This window comes from Nitratiruptor sp. YY08-10 (genome assembly GCF_016629565.1).
Classification (GTDB): domain Bacteria; phylum Campylobacterota; class Campylobacteria; order Campylobacterales; family Nitratiruptoraceae; genus Nitratiruptor.
The window spans coordinates 416,448-434,238 of sequence record NZ_AP023057.1 but is presented as its reverse complement, the minus strand read 5'-3'; the positions used below and the strand labels follow the sequence as shown (position 1 = coordinate 434,238).

14 protein-coding genes, 1 tRNA gene and 2 rRNA genes are annotated in these 17,791 nt (G+C 41.3%); 7 read left to right on the top strand and 10 right to left on the bottom strand.

Annotation, left to right across the window (positions count from 1 at the left end; translation table 11 throughout):
• Window positions 1–45: 45 nt before the first annotated feature.
• From plsY to JG735_RS02495, 6 genes are all read left to right on the top strand, one after another.
• Window positions 46–675: a glycerol-3-phosphate 1-O-acyltransferase PlsY gene (gene plsY / locus JG735_RS02520; RefSeq protein WP_201335265.1), complete on the top strand. Its 630-nt coding sequence runs from the start codon at window positions 46–48 to the stop codon at window positions 673–675.
• Window positions 675–1,007 carry a dihydroneopterin aldolase gene (locus JG735_RS02515; protein WP_201335264.1) on the top strand — a complete coding sequence of 111 codons (333 nt, stop codon included), beginning with the start codon at window positions 675–677 and terminating at the stop codon, window positions 1,005–1,007. Before plsY ends, JG735_RS02515 begins: the two co-directional genes overlap by 1 nt.
• Before the next feature lie 94 nt (window positions 1,008–1,101).
• The gene (gene hsrA, locus JG735_RS02510; protein ID WP_201335263.1) at window positions 1,102–1,773 is read left to right on the top strand and encodes a homeostatic response regulator transcription factor HsrA; all 672 of its coding nucleotides are present in this window, start codon (window positions 1,102–1,104) and stop codon (window positions 1,771–1,773) included.
• A 23-nt stretch (window positions 1,774–1,796) separates the two neighbouring features.
• On the top strand, window positions 1,797–3,062 hold the full coding sequence (locus tag JG735_RS02505) for a HAMP domain-containing sensor histidine kinase (RefSeq protein ID WP_236584199.1): 1,266 nt from the start codon (window positions 1,797–1,799) through the stop codon (window positions 3,060–3,062).
• A gap of 60 nt (window positions 3,063–3,122) precedes the next feature.
• Window positions 3,123–3,377, top strand: a complete 255-nt coding sequence (locus JG735_RS02500) for a YfhL family 4Fe-4S dicluster ferredoxin (protein ID WP_012081786.1) — start codon at window positions 3,123–3,125, stop codon at window positions 3,375–3,377.
• Window positions 3,377–4,843, top strand: coding sequence for a Ppx/GppA phosphatase family protein (locus JG735_RS02495; protein WP_201335261.1), 1,467 nt, complete (start codon window positions 3,377–3,379; stop codon window positions 4,841–4,843). The genes JG735_RS02500 and JG735_RS02495 overlap by 1 nt, the downstream gene beginning before the upstream one ends.
• Here the strand turns inward: JG735_RS02495 and bamA are convergent.
• Window positions 4,833–7,049, bottom strand: coding sequence for an outer membrane protein assembly factor BamA (gene bamA, locus JG735_RS02490; RefSeq protein ID WP_201335260.1), 2,217 nt, complete (start codon window positions 7,047–7,049; stop codon window positions 4,833–4,835). The two genes, JG735_RS02495 and bamA, sit on opposite strands and share 11 nt — an antisense overlap.
• A 120-nt stretch (window positions 7,050–7,169) precedes the next feature.
• Between bamA and JG735_RS02485 the strand changes: the two genes are divergently transcribed.
• The gene (locus JG735_RS02485) at window positions 7,170–7,997 is read left to right on the top strand and encodes a prephenate dehydrogenase (protein WP_201335259.1); all 828 of its coding nucleotides are present in this window, start codon (window positions 7,170–7,172) and stop codon (window positions 7,995–7,997) included.
• Here JG735_RS02485 and JG735_RS02480 read toward each other — a convergent pair.
• The 9 genes from JG735_RS02480 to JG735_RS02440 all read right to left on the bottom strand — a co-directional run bounded on the left by JG735_RS02480 (window position 7,980) and on the right by JG735_RS02440 (window position 17,785).
• Window positions 7,980–9,410 (bottom strand): BatD family protein, encoded by a 1,431-nt coding sequence (locus tag JG735_RS02480; RefSeq protein WP_201335258.1) that lies wholly within the window; start codon window positions 9,408–9,410, stop codon window positions 7,980–7,982. The genes JG735_RS02485 and JG735_RS02480 overlap by 18 nt on opposite strands.
• The gene (locus tag JG735_RS02475; protein WP_201335257.1) at window positions 9,394–11,046 is read right to left on the bottom strand and encodes a VWA domain-containing protein; all 1,653 of its coding nucleotides are present in this window, start codon (window positions 11,044–11,046) and stop codon (window positions 9,394–9,396) included. The genes JG735_RS02480 and JG735_RS02475 overlap by 17 nt, the downstream gene beginning before the upstream one ends.
• Complete coding sequence (locus JG735_RS02470; RefSeq protein ID WP_201335256.1) at window positions 11,046–11,963, bottom strand: VWA domain-containing protein; 918 nt, start codon at window positions 11,961–11,963, stop codon at window positions 11,046–11,048. Before JG735_RS02470 ends, JG735_RS02475 begins: the two co-directional genes overlap by 1 nt.
• Window positions 11,956–12,336 carry a hypothetical protein gene (locus tag JG735_RS02465; RefSeq protein ID WP_201335255.1) on the bottom strand — a complete coding sequence of 127 codons (381 nt, stop codon included), beginning with the start codon at window positions 12,334–12,336 and terminating at the stop codon, window positions 11,956–11,958. Before JG735_RS02465 ends, JG735_RS02470 begins: the two co-directional genes overlap by 8 nt.
• The gene (locus tag JG735_RS02460; protein WP_201335254.1) at window positions 12,336–13,169 is read right to left on the bottom strand and encodes a DUF58 domain-containing protein; all 834 of its coding nucleotides are present in this window, start codon (window positions 13,167–13,169) and stop codon (window positions 12,336–12,338) included. Before JG735_RS02460 ends, JG735_RS02465 begins: the two co-directional genes overlap by 1 nt.
• Complete coding sequence (locus JG735_RS02455) at window positions 13,166–14,113, bottom strand: MoxR family ATPase (protein ID WP_201335253.1); 948 nt, start codon at window positions 14,111–14,113, stop codon at window positions 13,166–13,168. Before JG735_RS02455 ends, JG735_RS02460 begins: the two co-directional genes overlap by 4 nt.
• Before the next feature lie 271 nt (window positions 14,114–14,384).
• Window positions 14,385–14,500: ribosomal RNA gene (gene rrf, locus JG735_RS02450) — 5S ribosomal RNA — on the bottom strand.
• 128 nt (window positions 14,501–14,628) lie between these two features.
• Window positions 14,629–17,536 (bottom strand): 23S ribosomal RNA (locus JG735_RS02445).
• 173 nt (window positions 17,537–17,709) lie between these two features.
• Window positions 17,710–17,785, bottom strand: a tRNA-Ala gene (locus JG735_RS02440).
• Window positions 17,786–17,791: the final 6 nt, after the last annotated feature.

Below are 17,791 nucleotides of genomic sequence, written 5' to 3'. Positions count from 1 at the left end.
GCTAATTTTAGCTAAAATTATACAAAATTAATCAAAAGGGTATAGATGGATTTTTTCACAAATCCCAATGTTTTATTTTATATCACAGCGTATCTAGTCGGAGGCATTCCTTTTGGTTACATTCTTGCCAAAATTTTTGCCGGCGTCGACATCAAACAAAGTGGCTCCAAAAGTATAGGTGCAACCAATGTCTTACGGGTTGTCAAGGAAAAAGATCCAAAGCTTGCCAAAAAACTGGCCATTGCTACCGTTGTTTTTGATGCACTCAAAGGAGCGGTATTAGTGCTTATAGCGAAATGGAGCGGCTTTCCTCCGGCTACCTGGTGGCTTATAGGCATCATGACGGTCCTTGGACACTGTTACAGCCCATTTTTGAAATTTGAGGGGGGAAAAGGTGTGGCAACCGGAATGGGAGTTTTATTAGTGCTTTTACCGATGGAAACAATTATCGGATTTATCACCTGGCTTATTGTAGCAAAAACAACAAAAATCTCATCACTATCTTCTCTGTCCGGTCTCGTTGCTGTCATTCTCGCCTCATTTATTATTCATCCGGACATGCCATATGTGCATTCACACGCACCACTTCTACTTTTAGCATTCATCATCTTTTATAAACATCTGCCAAATATCAAACGGCTACTGACAGGCCAAGAAGGAAAAGTAGCAGCCTAATGGAATATACCATTCGATTGGAACAGTTGTACTTCGATGCTATCATCGGTATCTTGCCGCAAGAGCGTTCCAATCCACAGCCTTTGGAAATTTTTTTGGAAGTGGTTTATGAAAAAAAAGAGGATTTTGTCGATTATGCCCTTTTAGAAACACTTATTTTGCACCATTTCCAAGAAAGAAGGTTTCAACTTCTTGAAGAAGCACTCGAAGAGACCCTTTTTTTGATCAAAAAGAGATTTCCATCTGTCAAAAAAGCCACAATGCGCATAAAAAAACCGACAATTCTTTCTCATTGCGTACCCTCAGTTTCCCTATCCCTTAATTTTTCATAAAAAAAGTTTTAAAATTTGCTAAAAAATTGTTTAAAAAAAACTAAAATTGTGTTATAATTCTGCCAATTCTTAAAATTAGATAAGGGGCGGCTGCATGAGAATTTTGATTGTTGAAGATGAAATCACACTCAACAAGACCTTGGCGGAGGGGTTGAAAGAGTTCGGATATCAAAGTGATGTATGTGAAAGTTTAAAAGATGCACAGTACTATCTCGATATCAGAAATTATGATCTTATTCTTGTAGATTGGATGTTGCCAGATGGCAGCGGTTTGGAGCTTGTTACACAGGTTAAACAGGACAATCCTAAAACAGTCATCATAGTGCTCTCTGCTAGAGATGACAAAGAGAGTGAGATCGAAGCATTAAAAGCTGGAGCAGATGACTATATTCGAAAACCTTTCGATTTTGATGTACTTGTTGCAAGAATAGAAGCAAGACTTCGATTTGGCGGAAGTAGTATCATTGAAATCAAAGAGTTGATTATCAACCCTGAAGAAGAGAAGATTCTTTACAAAGATCGGGAAATAGAACTCAAAGGAAAACCTTTTGAGGTCCTTACCCATTTAGCAAGACATAAAGATCAAATTGTCTCCAAAGAGCAGCTTCTTGACGCTATCTGGGAGGAACCAGAACTCGTCACTCCAAACGTTATCGAAGTTGCAATCAACCAGATTCGGCAAAAACTTGATAAACCGTTGGGTATCCAAACAATTGAAACCGTACGAAGACGGGGCTATCGATTTTGCTATCCTCGCAAAGCCTAAAATCCAAACTTCTCATACGATTAGTGATAGCTTCAGCTATCCTAATCGCTCTTTTTTCCACAATCATCTATAAAGCCGTTCAAAACTCGCTCTATGAAGAGATACAAGAACAGCTGATAAAACAAGCAAACTACATCAAAACCAATGCCCCCAATTTCCATTTGGGACAGAAAATTGACAGTAGTTATCTACAAAAAACGCTCAATATTTCTGTAGAGGTAGTTTCCAAACCACAAAATGCAAAAGATGAAATCCTTATCGAAAGAGTTGTCGACAAAAAAAGAAACAAAACCTGGATGATCCTTTACTATCCCTACGATTTTCAAGAACAGACCTATCTCAAAATTTCCAAAGATATCACTTCCATTCGGTTCATTTTAAAAAAGCTCTACCGTATTATCATCTTTACCAATATCTTGGCATTTGCATTTATTATCGTATACGCTGCACTGCTTTCTAACTATTTGACAAAATATATCATGAAATTGACTGCCAAACTCTCATCGATGAATGAAAATCTTTTAAAACCCATCAAAATCAAAGATCTTCCATTGGAGTTTCAGCCATTGGCCAGATCGATCAATATGCTTATCAATAGGGTTCAAACGTTCGTCAAATACCAAAAAGAGCTCTTTATCGGTATCGCTCATGAGCTCAAAACGCCTTTGGCCGTCATGAAACTCAAAAACGAAGTGACACTGATCAAAAAAAGAACGCCTGAAGAGTATATTGAAACTATCAAGCTCAATATCAAAACAATCAATGAAATGAACAAAATGATAGAAAATGTTCTCAAAATTGGCCGACAAGAGAGTGATCAGTTTGAACCGCCGGTAGAAATAGATCTGATCGAATATCTCAAAGAAAAAGCCAACAACTATCAACTTTTAGCAAGTAATGAGGGCAAAAAGCTTCAAATAGATCTTAAACCAAAATCCTACAAGGCCACGATACAACCAACCCTTCTGAATCATATCATCCAAAATTTTGTCCAAAACGCCATCAAATTCACTCCAGAAGGCGGCACAATAACTCTTCGTTCATATCCGGTAAGCGGAGGAATCAAAATCGACGTTCTCGATGAGGGACCGGGAATCGATGAAAGTATCGATCTTTTTGCACCTTTTAAAAGAATAGGGAACAAAAGCGGAGTTGGGCTCGGTCTTTTCTTGGCACGAAGTGCAGCCGATGCGATGGGTGCCAAAATAGAGATTAGAAATAGAAAAGATGCCAAAGGTGCCATTGCATCCCTTTTTATTCCCACACAACTTGCTTGTCCCATTTGTTAAAGTTATTTTAAGCTAATATCGGCTATAAATCTCTGACAAACATTGATTAGAGGGGGTTGAATGTCATTAATGATAACAGATGAGTGCATCGCTTGTGATGCATGTAGAGAAGAGTGCCCCACAGAGGCGATTGAAGAGGGCGATCCTATCTACATAATCGATCCTGACCGATGCACCGAATGTGTAGGTTTTTATGATGAACCGGCTTGTATTGCCGTATGTCCGGTTGATTGTATCGTTCCAGATCCTGACAATGTAGAAACCATTGCGGAACTTAAATATAAGTATAAACAGATAGTCAACGAAGAAGAGTGATGGCAAGACGTACGGCCATCATAGATATCGGCTCAAACTCTGCTCGTATGATTGTTATCGAGCGGACGAGCCGATTTGGTTTTTATCTTCTCAATGAAACAAAAAGTAAAGTACGTATTGGAGAGGGTGCGTATGAACATGGCGGACTTTTGCAAGAGGTTCCCATGCAAAGAGCACTCAATGCACTCCATGAGTTTTTGCATATCGCACAATCTTTTAAAGTTCGAAAAATTTTATGTGTAGCCACTTCGGCGCTTCGCGATGCTCCCAACCGATCACACTTTCTCTCAGTTGTCAGACGTGAACTTGGGCTCAATATAAAAGTTATTGATGGAAAAACGGAAGCTCTGCTTGGAGGAATAGCTGCAGCAAATCTCCTCCCTATACTGCACGGTATCACGATAGATATCGGTGGAGGCTCAACGGAACTTGCTCTGATTCAAAACCGTAAAGTAGTCGACACCGTCTCTTTGGATCTTGGTACGGTACGACTCAAAGAGCTTTTTTTCGATAAGAAAGAAAATCTGGAAAAAGCGATCAAATTCATTCACAATGAACTACAAAAGATACCTGAGCATTTCAAAAATGAAACAGCAATAGGAATAGGCGGCACAATACGAGCCCTCTCCAGAGCTATCATGGAAAAAAATGAATATCCTCTTGATAAACTTCATGCATTCACCTATGCTCTTGAAGACGAGAAGCGATTTATTGACAAAATCATCACGGCTCCGGTGTATAAACTCAAAAAACTCCACATCAAAAAAGAGAGATATGATACGATCAAAGAAGGAGCGCTCATTTTTAAAGAGGTTCTTTCACATATTCGAGCAAAAAGGGTTATCACAAGTGGCGTAGGCGTTCGAGAAGGAGTCTTTTTAAAAGATCTACTGCGAAACCAGCACTACCGCTTTCCTACAAATTTTGAGCCAAGTGTTCGAAGTCTTTTGGACCGTTTCTGTATCAATGAAAAGCAAAACAGGTGTCTATTCCGTTTTACCAAAAGGATATACGATGCATTGCATCCGCTCTACGATCCTGACAAAAAGTATGAAAAGATACTTCTCATCGCTTCAAAACTGACAAATATCGGTATCAAAATCGACTTTTACGACCACCACAAACATAGCAGCTATATCATTCTTAACGACCTTGAATACAACCTCACCCATCAAGAGATTGCTACCATTTCGACACTGGTTCGCTTTCACAAAAAAAAGCTCCCTTCAAAGTCCCATTTGAAAGCTTTGGGCGCACTTTTGCCTCCAACCGATACAATCAACTGGCTCAGCTTCACTCTCACACTTGCTGAAGTGCTCAATAAAGATCTTTCCTGCCCCGATTTTAGCGTAGAATATAGTGAAGGCGTTATTTTGATCAAAAGCGCTGCAAAGCTCTATTTGGCAAAAGAGGAGATCAAATCGGTGGAAAAACCGGCACCGGTAGCGGTGCTTTTTAGAACCTAGAGCCGATACTGAACTCGAAACTGGAAGTTCTGTCACCCGGCTCTTCATTGAGCGCATGGGCAAAGATAAGTTGCAACGGCCCCATCGGACTGATCCATTCCAGCGCTACACCGGTACCAGCACGGGTAATTTCGGTAAAACTCTCTTCACCGATACCACCAAAATCAAGAAATCCAGTAAGTCGCATATTTGTCTGCTTCATAAGCGGAATACTCGCTTCAAGTGAAGTCGAAAACATATATTTACCACCAATGAGACGACCTTGTGCATCTTTTGGAGATAAAGAGGCTGTCTGATAGCCTCTGAGTGAACTGATACCACCAAGATAAAATTTTTCAAATACCGGCAAATAACCGTTATCGTAAATATACCCCACTTTCCCTTTCGCTCTGAGAATCAGGTCATAATCGATCAGATCTTCAAGACCGTAATATACAGCACCTTTGAGATAGGTTTTGATATATTGTTCATCACCTCCGAGTCCCGCATATTCTATAGAGCCAGAAAGTGTAAATCCATGTCTTGGTATATAGTAATCGTCTGTATTGTCAAATTTCAGTGAAGGCGTAAGAGCACTTTTGGTGTAGTCTCCGGCAAAAAAGTAGGTATTGTCATAGTTGACATCGCTCAACTCATTCTTCTCATAAGTGTAACTGACGGAAGAGTATAGATGTCGTGTCAATCGTTTTCCGACACTGACAGAAGCCCCTTTTCTATCCTGGGTATAATCATAATACTCAAACCGTGTACTAAAAAGATTGACACCAAGACTATAGTCACTGTCAAAGACTCTTGGATTGAATACCCCTACACTGAAACGCAAAGATTTAGAAGAGAAATCCACATTAAAATTCCCATTGATGCCACTTCCAAATATATTTTTATCATTGATTGCGGCATTGAGAATAAATCCTTCATAGGAGCTGTAACCGCCTCCTACCATGATGTTTCCAGTAGGCATCTCTTTGACATTGACGATAAGATCCATCTGATTGGCGCCCACTCTTCTTTCTTCAATCTTCACATCTTCAAAAAAACCCGTTCGTTTCAACGCATTTTTGGATTCGATCATATCGGTATAGCTATAGAGGTCTCCGGGGGCGAGATAGACTTCCCGTCTGATAACACGGTCAAGCGTTCGTTGGTTTCCTGAGATGATCACATCGTGAATATAGACTTTTTCTCCAGGATTGACTATATAACGAAGGGATACAAGGTGCTTTTTTTCGTCTTTATGAAAATCAGGTGCAATTCGAACAAAAGCGTATCCTTTGTCCGCAACAAAACGTTTGATCTTCTCAATATCTTTTCTCATCTTTTCAACGTTAAAGAGTTTTCCTTTTCGAAGCGAAAGCTCTTCTTTCAACTCCTCTATCTCCGTTTTATTCAAAACTGGCTCAAGAAGCTTGATCGCCACATCTTGGACATGATAGGGCTTTCCTTCTGTGATATGATATCTGAGCTTTGCCTTATAATTATCAAAATCGACCCGTAAAAAAGGATCACTGACCTGAGCATCGAGATATCCTTGGGTTAGATAGAGATTTTTGATACGAGCACTATCCATTGGTAACTGGTCCAGTTTCAATTCACCGCTGTTAAATCCCAACATCCAACCAAGCCACTTGTCTCGCTCTTTGTTCGCAACAACATCTTCGATATCATCTTTATCAAATACGGTAGCACCACAGAGATTCATCTTGTGGATATATACTTTCTCACCTTTATTGACAATGAAAGTGACTTTCAAGCTGTTTTCACCAACTTTTTCTGTATCCACTTCCACAACAGTGTCAAAGTATCCTTCGCTCCTGGCTTTTCTCTTGATATTCTCTTTGGCCCGTTCTATCGCTTTTTCATCAAAGATATCACCTTTTTTGAGTCCCAATATATCATTGATTTCATCTTCTTTGTTTTCAAGATAACCCAGTACTTCGATTCCTGCTATCAAAGGCTTCTCGACAAAATGAAAGATGATTTTTCCCTCTTTTTCCTCTACCCAGATATCTTTGAAGTAGCCTTGGGCGTAAAACTTTTTCACCGCCTCATCTATCTTTTCCATATCGAGCGGTTCGCCTTTATGAATACCTATCATCTCTTTTGCAATTGTCGGAGACAGATGCAACAATCCTTCAAACTCTATTGATTGTATAGTCTGTGCATGTAAAGCAGATGCAATAGCCAGTAGCGCGATCCGTTTTTTCATTCATTGCCTTTATAGCGAAGCTTTTGTAAAAATTAATGTATTAAGTGTACCAATATTTAGATTAATCTTGATTAAAAGAGAGGCTCGATATAATAAATCACTCTCAATACAAGGAGTCTGATGCAAGTTGGAATTGTGGGACTCGGCCTAATGGGCGGTTCATTGGCCTTGGATCTTAAAAAAAAGGGTATTGCGGATAGAATTGTCGGTTACGACAGAAATCCTGTGCATTGCCAGCAGGCGATTTCATTAGGTTTGGTAGATAAGATAGTTGATTTCGAACAGATCAAAACATGCGATGTAATCTTTTTAGCTATCCCTGTAGAAGGAATTATCAAAGCTTTACAACAGCTTACCGATATACAACCGAACACAACCATTATCGATCTTGGAAGCACAAAAGAGAAGATTGTCAAAAGCTGTCCGCCACAAATTAGAAAAAATTTCGTTGCAGCCCACCCTATGACTGGAACGGAATTTTCAGGTCCAGAAGCTGCCATCGAAGGGCTATATTACGACAAAATCGTTGTCTTGTGCAATATAGAAGAGAATGATCCTTTCCATAAAGAGAGAGCCGAAAATATTTTTGTTAAACTCGGTATGCAAATAGTAATGATGGATGCTCATGAGCACGACTTGCATGCAGCCTATATCAGTCATCTCCCCCATGCCATCAGTTATGCGTTGGCAAACTCCGTTCTCAAGCAAGAGGACCCCAAAAGCATCTTGATTTTGGCAGCGGGCGGTTTTAAAGATATGAGTAGACTGGCCAAAAGCAATCCTGCTATGTGGAGTGACATATTTAAACAAAACAAAGAGAATCTATTGCGTTCATTTACAACATTCAACGAAGAGTTTTCCTATGCCAAAGAGTTGATCGAGAAGGAGCGTTGGGAAGAGCTGGAAGAGTGGATGAAAAACGCCACCACCCTACATCAAATTCTTTAACAGCTCCTCCACATCTTTTTTAGATATCCTATGTTTTTTCCCTTCATAAATCTCTTCATACAACGCTTTTGCCATCGCTCTGGCTTCTTCATTGTCGGCGACATGTGGCAAGAGTTTGTTGAGAAGCTCTTTTTTATTGGCAAACGAGAAACTTTTCTTTAATGGCTTCCATCTCAATAGAAAAAACCCAATGAGTGCAATCGCGATACCTGCTATGAACCCTGCAAAAAAGATAAAAATCTCACTTTTTCTATTTTTCATATAAACAATCTTTTGATTTGGTTGATTCATAGGAGCTTCTGCTATTTGTTGAGATTCCTTGACAACTGCTCCTAAAACTTTGATAGAGATTGGTTTACTATGGAGATGAACTATTTTTTTGGTCTTAAGATCAAAATAGTCTACTTGCAATGCGGGGATCGTGAAATCTCTGTCTGCGATAATGGAAAATTTTTGTGTAAAACGAGCATGCAATCGACCATTTTTAAACTGCTCTTTGAGTTTTGGTTTATCTGCATAAACAACAGCATTTGAAATATTAAGATCAAATCCGTCAAAATTTTCCAAATTGCCGTATCCGTCGATTGTCACTACAAGATTGATGGGTTCATTAGGATGGATCTCTTTTTTGTCGACTCTCACATTCAAAGAGAAATGTCCAACGATATCAACAGGCTGGGGAAGCGCTTTGACAATGATTTGCACAGGATTTGAAACAACTTGATACCATTTCGGTGCCGTGATAGAAAAACCGAAAAGATCTCTTGTTTTGCTGGCAACGGCATATTTAAAAACAGCAGGTGGAATTTTCAAAACACTAGATTTTTGCGGAAAAAGGAGAAATTGTATTCTTTTAACTAAATATTCGCCATGCTCTTCAAGATACTTGTTGCTACTTTTCAGCTCCTTGACCCAAAAATTGCTGAATTTTGGAGGCTCAAAACTGTAATCCACTATACGTAAGGTTCTTCGAATTTTCAAAATAAGCTCTGCTACAATCGGATCTCCTACATAGGCCTCTTTTTTATTCACTTTCATCTCAAAAAGAATGTTGGCATTTTTTCCGCTTGAAGGTTTGACAATCAGTCGTATCGGTTTACTTTGCACTTTTTTTCCATCGATAACAGCTTCAAGTGGTCCAATCGTCGTATTTGTATCGGGATAGAAAGTAAAAATCTTCTCCTGTGTATATCTCGTATGGCCGTTGAATATCTGTTGCGAAACAATATTGGCGCTATCTGCAACCGGATACGATCCTACTTTTTGAAGATTGGGAAGGAGTATCTTTTGTCCCGTCGCTTTGAGATGAAGCTGTGCCGGTTCTCCCGAATAAATGGGATTCTTTTCCAAAAAAACTTGAAAATCGGCAAATGCGATAGAGATGATAAGAACTAAACTACCAAGGATTTTCATCTGTTCCCTCTTTTTTTATTTTTAATGGCGCTTTATACAAAAATGTTTTTAACGGGTTTTTCTCAATCTGCTTGATCCATTTTTTCTCTTCTCTATTCGAAATTGGCTCATTTTTTCTGATCTTCGGTTTTTGTTTTTTTACATTGTTGCCGCTCTTTTTGTGATTTTTTTCTTGCTGCAAAGTTTGTTGGTTTTCCTTTGTTTTATTTTTTGAAGAACTCTGCTTTTGTTGCTGTTTTTGCTCTTTTTGCCCTTTTTTTTGGTTTTGATTTTTCTTTTTGTGTTTGAGCATCTTTTTGGCAAGCTCTAAATTAAATCTGGTATCAGGATCATTTTTGAGCTTCAACGCCTTTTCATACATCTCAATCGCTTTTTTGTAGTTTTTTAGTTGAAAGTAGCTGTTCCCCATATTATGAAGCTTACGAAACTCAAGTTCTTTGTCATCAGTCTGTACTTTCGCGTAATATTGCAAAGCCTCTTTATATTTTTTCGCTTTGTACAAAGCATTTGCTGCATCATAATAACTTTGTGCAGATCCTTTTACTGTAGCAACCTCTTTGAATTTTTGTGCCGCAATCTCATATGCTCCACGCTCGTACGCTTCTTTTGCCTGTTTGATCAATTTAAAATCGGTCAATCCAGCATGCAGATTCAACTCCAACATCACAGGTATAAGAAAAATCATCTGCTTAGATGGAATCGTAAAAAACGCCATAAACAAAAAGAGAAACGCCAAAGCCAGCAGATAAGGATAAAACTCTACCTGATCCACTATTTTTTCTATATGATGCGTTTTCGCTAAGCTTTCTAAATGTGATAGAATTTTTTGTATATCTTGATTGCCATAGGTTGCTTGAACGAATATTCCTCCGGTTTGCGAAGCAAGCTTCGCTATATGAATGTTGAGTTTTGTTATAATAATATTTCCTTTTGCATCTTGCATATATCCATTTTTCGTTGGAATCGGAGCACCTTTTTGTGTTCCAATTCCTATAATGTAAACTTTTATCCCTCTTTTTTTGGCAAATGCAATCTCTTTTGAAAAATCCTTCTCATCTCCTCCATCAGTAAACAGAACAACACTCTTTTGTCCCTCGTTCCCCAATAGCATATCAGCACTCATTAAAGCTGCTAAAAAATTTGTCCCTCGTAATGCCAGAGTTTTTGTATCCAAATGGCCAAGCATATACAACAGCGCCTCTTTATCAGAAGATGGAGGTGATACGATGTACGCTTCATCTGCAAAAGCAAGCAGTGCAATACTGAGATTTTTTGACTCTTTTATAAACTCTTCGATCTTTTTTTTGGCAAACTGCAATCTATCAGGATAGTAATCTTTGGCTTTCATCGAATTGGAGATATCAAGAGCAATGGCAACATTGGCACTAAGACTTTGGACTTCCACAACACCTTTTTGGTATACAGGTCTTGCCATAGCCAAAATCATGGTAAAAAGAGCCATGAAAAGAAGCGTCAAACGCATTTTTTTAGAAAGGCCTTGATCAATTCTGAGCTTTGATAAAACACTCTCTTCGAAAATACGCTCAACCATACTTTTATTCGTTAAAACAAGATAGAGTAAAACAATAGAAGGAAGGAGCATCAAAGGAATAAATTCAAAATTAAGAAACTTCATCAAAAACCCCGCTTCCCATAGATGTAAATAAATCCGAGAAGAGCCAAAATAGCAACAAATAAGATATATGGATACAGCTCATCTTTTTTAACGATCTCTTTTCCTCGTATTTCACTTGGCTCAAGTCTATTTATCTCATTATAGATTTTTTGGAGCATAGAAGCATCTTTCGCATAAAAATAGTACCCATGTCCCTGCTGGGCAAGCCATCTCAAAAAAGCCTCATCTATGCCTCTTTTATCGCCGATTCCTATCGTGTAGATTTTAACCCCGTACTTTTTCGCCATTTTCACAGCAATATCAGCAGGCGTTTTGCTCGCAGTATCGATACCATCAGTAAGTAGTATCACAATTTTCGATTTTGCCTGTGACTCCTTTAAAAGCCGAATACTCTCTATCAACGCATCATCAATGGCCGTTTTTGATCCTGCCACCCCGATATCAAGATAATCAAGAATCTTTTTCACTGCTGCTTTATTGAATGTCAAAGGAGAAGCAATATAGGTAAAAGAGCCAAAAATAACAACTCCGATATTATCGCTCTTTCTTCTAGAGATGAAAGCTTTAACCAAATCTCGTACCACATCAAATTTTGTTTTTTGAGGATATCTTGGATCAAATCCCTTTTCTTGCATCGATCCACTCGCATCAATAGCTAAAACGATATCGTATCCCTTCTTTTTCAGATGTACACTGTTGTCGATATGGACAGGTCCGGCCAATGCAAAAAGAGTTCCTATAATTGCCGTCATTTTCAAAAACTCAGGCAAAAAAGCTTTTTTGTTTGCCGCTTTTTTCAAAATATCAATATGGGGGAAAATAAGAGCACTCTCTTTGGCTCGACATTTCAACGCACAAAAAATTACAATAAGAATTACCCAGAGCCATAAAGGCCTCTCAAATGCAAAACTACTCATCATGTACCCTCAAAAAAAGACGTATCTCTTTTTTGAGATCTTCAGGGAATGTAGAGACATTTTTTTTGTATTTATAATGTGTTAATTTCTTTACAAGGTCTTCATAAAGCCTTGCCCTACTTTCATCGGTAACAAGATATTTCCCATATTTTGTAAGAAGATAGGCACACTTTTTACTGTCATTACAATCAAGATTTCGCAACATTTGCAAAATCTCTTTCCTTCTATTCACCTTTTTTGTACTCAAAAGCTTGACAATCTGATACACTAAAATCGCGGCCAAAAGCGTTATAACAACAATAAAAGCAAAATAGATCCAAAAACTGTAATCGGGAATCTCTACAATAGGTTTGATATCTCGAAGTTTTTGCATTATCTTTGTCCAAATAGTTTTACAAGTTTAATAAACGGATCTTCATGCGTATAAATCTTTGTAAATCGTATACCGCTTTTTTTAAACTGTTCATACATTATATAATCTCGTTTTTTGATCTCTTTTTTATAATTTTTCAGTGTCAACCCTTCAAAATCAACCAGAAAACTCTCTTTTGTTTCTGGATCTATCAGCGTCATAAAACCGATAGGATCAGGATCCTCTTCAAATCGATCCCGTACCACAATAGCTACAACTTCATGTTTTTTGGCCAAAACTTTCAAATCAAATGAACCCAAAAAATCACTGATAATAAAAAGAATCGATTTTCTTTTGATTCGAAAAAGACGTCTTGTCAAACCATCAAAATCACCTCTTTTACCCAATGATGCAAAATGGAGTGTTTGGTCCACACACCTTGCTACTGCTTGAGGATGCTTTGTAGGAGCAATGGCATCATACTCTTTGTCTGCATATAAAATATAACTGAAACTGTCTTGATTTTTTATCGCTGCATATCCTAGAAGGGCTGCTGTTTCGGCCATTGTTTCATATTTGAAGCGTTTTGTTCCAAAATAGGTACTCCCACTCATCATTAAAGCCACAACCACATTCAATTCTCGCTCTTCCTGATACAGTTTCACATAAGGCTTTTGCATCTTGGCAGTCACGAGCCAATCGATCTTTTTCACATCCTCGCCGGGTTGATATTCACGAAGTTCTACAAAATCGAACCCTTCACCCTTAAAAAGGCTTGGATTATTGCCAGGAATCTCTGTAAAAACCTGTTTTTTGGCTTTGATCAAAAGCTTTTTAACTTGTTTATCCATCATGGAATTGGTACAGCCTCCAACACTTTCTCTACAATCGTATCGGCAGATATCCCTTCCGCTTCTCCTTCATAACTGAGAATGATTCTGTGTCTGAGAACCTCTTTTGCAATATACGCCACTTCCAATGGTGTCACATGATCTTTTCCCCGCATATAAGCAAGAGCTTTCGTCGCTTTAAATAGATCGATGCTTGCCCTTGGGCTCGCACCAAAAGCAATATAATTTTTGATCTCCTTTAACCCATAATTTTCGGGATATCTTGTTGCAAAAACAAGATCAACCATATACTCTTCAACCTCTTTATCCACATGAATATTTTTGGCTTCCTCTTTTAAAAGCTCCAAATCCTCTTTTGATGCCACTTTCTCTATAGTTCCAAATGCATTGTTTGCAACTCTTCTTGCAATTTCAAGCTCTTCGTCCTTTGTGTTGTATCCTACGACTATCTTCATCATAAATCGATCAAGTTGCGCTTCAGGGAGATTATATGCCCCCTCCTGTTCAACAGGGTTTTGCGTTGCCATGACCAAAAAAGGGCGATCTATCGTAAACGTCTCGTCACCGATCGTTACCTGTCTCTCTTGCATCACTTCAAGTAGGGCTGATTGCACTTTAGCTGGTGCTCTGTTGATTTCATCTGCAAGAAGCAAATTCGTAAAAACAGGGCCTCTTTTTATCTTAAATTCGTTTTTGGCCGGATCATAAATCTCTGTACCGATAATATCGCTAGGAAGTAAATCTGGAGTGAATTGAACACGTTTAAATTGTAATCCGAGTGTTTTTGCTAGAGCATTGACAGTGGTTGTCTTTGCAAGACCGGGTACACCTTCTAAAAGAATATGACCATCACATAAAAGGCCAAGAATGAGCCCGTCTACCATTCGCTCCTGACCGATAACGACCTTTTTCACCTCGTTTTTAATGCTTTGTATCAGTTGGTGCATACCAAACCTTTTGAAAATGTTTTCGTTATTGTATAACAAAAAAGTTGACAAATGGTGTATTGGGAATTAGAGAATGGGAAATAGTATGATTTATAAAAAAACTTTGTTTTAACTAAATTCCCAACACAAGAGCTTTCAAGAATAAGAAGTAAGAAAAATGTTAAAAATAACGAAAGACCAAGATTACAAAATCAAAATAGGGGATTTTTTAACAAGAAGAAAAACTATGAAGAAATCTTCAAAAAAGAGAAAAAACAAACAAATAATCTCTGCCTGGCGCCGACCTACTTTTCCACACCCGAGGGGTGCAGTATCATCAGCGATGCGGAGCTTAGCTTCCAGGTTCGGAATGGATCTGGGCGTTTCCTCCGCTCCATAGGCACCAGGACAAGAGAAGAGAGGCTTTTGGGGTTAAAAGACTCTATTCTCTTGTCTCTTGACAAGTTTTGTTTGAAAGATCACTCATTGTTCGCAGCAAAAGAGTGGTAGCTCAGTAAGGCGGCGGTGCATATAAAACGTGTAAGCCAAACGGACTATTAGTACTGGTCAGCTAAACGCATTGCTGCGCTTACACACCCAGCCTATCAAGGTGGTAGTCTTCCACCGTCCTTCAGGGAAGGCTCATCTTGGAGTCGGCTTCCCGCTTAGATGCCTTCAGCGGTTATCCGTTCCGTGCATAGCTACCCAGCGGTGCCCTTGGCAGGACAACTGGTACACCAGTGGCACGTCCAACCCGGTCCTCTCGTACTAGGGTCAGCTCTCCTCAGCCTTCCTACGCCCACGGAAGATAGGGACCGAACTGTCTCACGACGTTCTGAACCCAGCTCGCGTACCGCTTTAAATGGCGAACAGCCATACCCTTGGGACCTGCTCCAGCCCCAGGATGCGATGAGCCGACATCGAGGTGCCAAACCTCCCCGTCGATGTGAGCTCTTGGGGGAGATCAGCCTGTTATCCCCGGGGTACCTTTTATCCTTTGAGCGATGGCCCTTCCACTCAGAACCACCGGATCACTAAGACCGACTTTCGTCTCTGCTCGAGTTGTCTCTCTCGCAGTCAGGCTGGCTTATGCCTTTATACTCTCCAAGCGATTTCCAACCGCTTTGAGCCAACCTTTGTAAGCCTCCGTTACTCTTTAGGAGGCGACCGCCCCAGTCAAACTACCCGCCAGGCATTGTCCTCCGTGTGGATAACACACGCGAGTTAGCCACCAGAATGAGGAAGGGTGGTATCTCAAGGACGGCTCCACCCGAGCTGGCGCCCGGGCTTCTCAGCCTCCCACCTATCCTGCACATCCCCATCCCGATGGCAGTACCAAGCTGTAGTAAAGGTCCACGGGGTCTTTCCGTCTTTCCGCGGGTAGGAGGAATTTTCACCTCCACTACAATTTCACCGGATCCCTGGTCGAGACAGCCCCCATCTCGTTACGCCATTCATGCAGGTCGGTATTTAACCGACAAGGAATTTCGCTACCTTAGGACCGTTATAGTTACGGCCGCCGTTTACCGGGGCTTCGGTTCATGGCTTCGCCCTAAAGGGCTAACCAATCCCCTTAACCTTCCGGCACCGGGCAGGCGTCACACCATATACATCCTCTTACGAGTTAGCATAGTGCTGTGTTTTTGATAAACAGTCGGATGGAGCGCTTCGCTGCGACCCGCCTCGGCTCCAGCCGCAAGGGCCTTCACCTACTACGGGCACACCTTATACCGAAGATACGGTGCCAGTTTGCAGAGTTCCTTGACCAGGGTTCTTCCGCGCGCCTTAGAATACTCATCCCGCCCACCTGTGTCGGTTTACGGTACGGGCTACTTACTACTCAAACGGCTTAGAAGCTTTTCTCGGCTCGACGGCATCACCGGTTCCCCCGCCGCCCCGAAGGGCTTTGGGGGCCTGTCAGGTCTCGGCCTATCGCTGGGCGGATTTGCCTACCCAGCAGCCTACACCCTTCGAGCCACTATTCCATCAGTGACCCCGGCTAGCCCTAAGCGTCCCTCCTTCGCCTTGTAGTAAGTAGGTATCGGAATATTAACCGATTTCCCATCGCCTACCCCTCTCGGACTCGGCTTAGGACCCGACTAACCCTACGTTGACGAGCATCGCGTAGGAAACCTTGGGCTTTCGGCGAAGTGGATTCTCACCACTTTTATCGCTACTCATGCCTGCATGCTCACTTCCAGCCGCTCCACTGCTCCTCACCGGTACAGCTTCACCGCTGACTGGAACGCTCTGCTACCGCGCATACACCAGTATGCACCTGCGACTTCGGTGTGTGACTTAGCCCCGTTATATTTTCCGCGCAGGGCCGCTAGACCAGTGAGCTGTTACGCTTTCTTTAAAGGATGGCTGCTTCTAAGCCAACCTCCTGGTTGTCTAAGCAGCCCCACATCGTTTTCCACTTAGTCACAACTTTGGGACCTTAGTCGGCAGTCTGGGTTGTTCCCCTCTCGACATAGGATTTTATCACCCTACGCCTGACTCCCAGGATTCCACACTAGGTATTCGGAGTTTGACAGGGTTTGGTACCCCTGTGTGGGGCCCTAGCCCTATCAGTGCTCTACCCCCTAGTGCTACGTCCTGAGGCTATACCTAAATATATTTCGCAGAGAACCAGCTATCACCGAGTTTGTTTGGCCTTTCACCCCTATCCACAGCTCATCCAAGGAGTTTTCAACCTCCACTGGTTCGGCCCTCCATGGGGTCTTACCCCCACTTCAGCCTGGCCATGGATAGATCACCCGGCTTCGGGTCTGCAGCCAGTGACTATTTCGCCCTGTTCAGACTCGCTTTCGCTACGGCTTCGCGTTCGCTTAACCTCGCCACTGACCACAACTCGCAGGCTCATTATGCAAAAGGCAGTCCGTCACCCTGTTCCGAAGAACATAGGGCTCCGAATGATTGTAGGCATACGGTTTCAGGTTCTATTTCACTCCCCTCACTGGGGTTCTTTTCACCTTTCCCTCACGGTACTTGTGCACTATCGGTGTGATGGTAGTATTTAGCCTTGGAGGGTGGTCCCCCCGTCTTCAGTCAGGATAACACGTGTCCCGACCTACTCGCAAGGTCTCTGCCTAGTCCCACCTACACTATTTCGCTTACGGGACTGTCACCCTCTATGGTGTGCCTTTCCAGACACTTCAGCTATAATGTAGGCTACACAGAGACGGGCTACTCCCCGTTCGCTCGCCGCTACTAGGAGAATCTCGGTTGATTTCTTTTCCTCTGGGTACTGAGATGTTTCACTTCCCCAGGTTCGCCCCTGACAAAGTCAGGTGACTGGTGTCTCCACCAGCCGGGTTGCCCCATTCGGAAATCCCCGGATCAACGCTTCTTGGCAGCTCCCCGAGGCTTTTCGCAGCCTAGCACGTCCTTCATCGCCTCCATCACCCTAGGCATCCACCGTACGCCCTTTGTAGCTTACACCTACTTCTAAAGCGCACCGCCGCCTTACTCAACTACCTTTGTCAAGTAAAACAGCTTGCCTATTGTATTTACCTCTTTTACTACGAACAATGAGTTGTCAAATATCTCTTAGACATAAAGTCTAAAATAAACCCTAAATACCTTTAGAGCTTATTTTAAACTTCGTCCAAATCTGGTGGAGTCTACCGGGATCGAACCGGTGACCTCCTGCGTGCAAGGCAGGCGCTCTCCCAGCTGAGCTAAGACCCCATCCAC

Excerpts from the sequence above, each read along its gene's own strand:
- plsY (WP_201335265.1), top strand. The coding sequence starts at position 46 with ATGGATTTTTTCACAAATCCCAATGTTTTATTTTATATCACAGCGTAT.
- JG735_RS02515 (WP_201335264.1), top strand. The coding sequence starts at position 675 with ATGGAATATACCATTCGATTGGAACAGTTGTACTTCGATGCTATCATC.
- hsrA (WP_201335263.1), top strand. The coding sequence starts at position 1,102 with ATGAGAATTTTGATTGTTGAAGATGAAATCACACTCAACAAGACCTTG.
- JG735_RS02500 (WP_012081786.1), top strand. The coding sequence starts at position 3,123 with ATGTCATTAATGATAACAGATGAGTGCATCGCTTGTGATGCATGTAGA.
- JG735_RS02495 (WP_201335261.1), top strand. The coding sequence starts at position 3,377 with ATGGCAAGACGTACGGCCATCATAGATATCGGCTCAAACTCTGCTCGT.
- bamA (WP_201335260.1), bottom strand. The coding sequence starts at position 7,049 with ATGAAAAAACGGATCGCGCTACTGGCTATTGCATCTGCTTTACATGCA.
- JG735_RS02485 (WP_201335259.1), top strand. The coding sequence starts at position 7,170 with ATGCAAGTTGGAATTGTGGGACTCGGCCTAATGGGCGGTTCATTGGCC.
- JG735_RS02480 (WP_201335258.1), bottom strand. The coding sequence starts at position 9,410 with ATGAAAATCCTTGGTAGTTTAGTTCTTATCATCTCTATCGCATTTGCC.
- JG735_RS02475 (WP_201335257.1), bottom strand. The coding sequence starts at position 11,046 with ATGAAGTTTCTTAATTTTGAATTTATTCCTTTGATGCTCCTTCCTTCT.
- JG735_RS02470 (WP_201335256.1), bottom strand. The coding sequence starts at position 11,963 with ATGAGTAGTTTTGCATTTGAGAGGCCTTTATGGCTCTGGGTAATTCTT.
- JG735_RS02465 (WP_201335255.1), bottom strand. The coding sequence starts at position 12,336 with ATGCAAAAACTTCGAGATATCAAACCTATTGTAGAGATTCCCGATTAC.
- JG735_RS02460 (WP_201335254.1), bottom strand. The coding sequence starts at position 13,169 with ATGATGGATAAACAAGTTAAAAAGCTTTTGATCAAAGCCAAAAAACAG.
- JG735_RS02455 (WP_201335253.1), bottom strand. The coding sequence starts at position 14,113 with ATGCACCAACTGATACAAAGCATTAAAAACGAGGTGAAAAAGGTCGTT.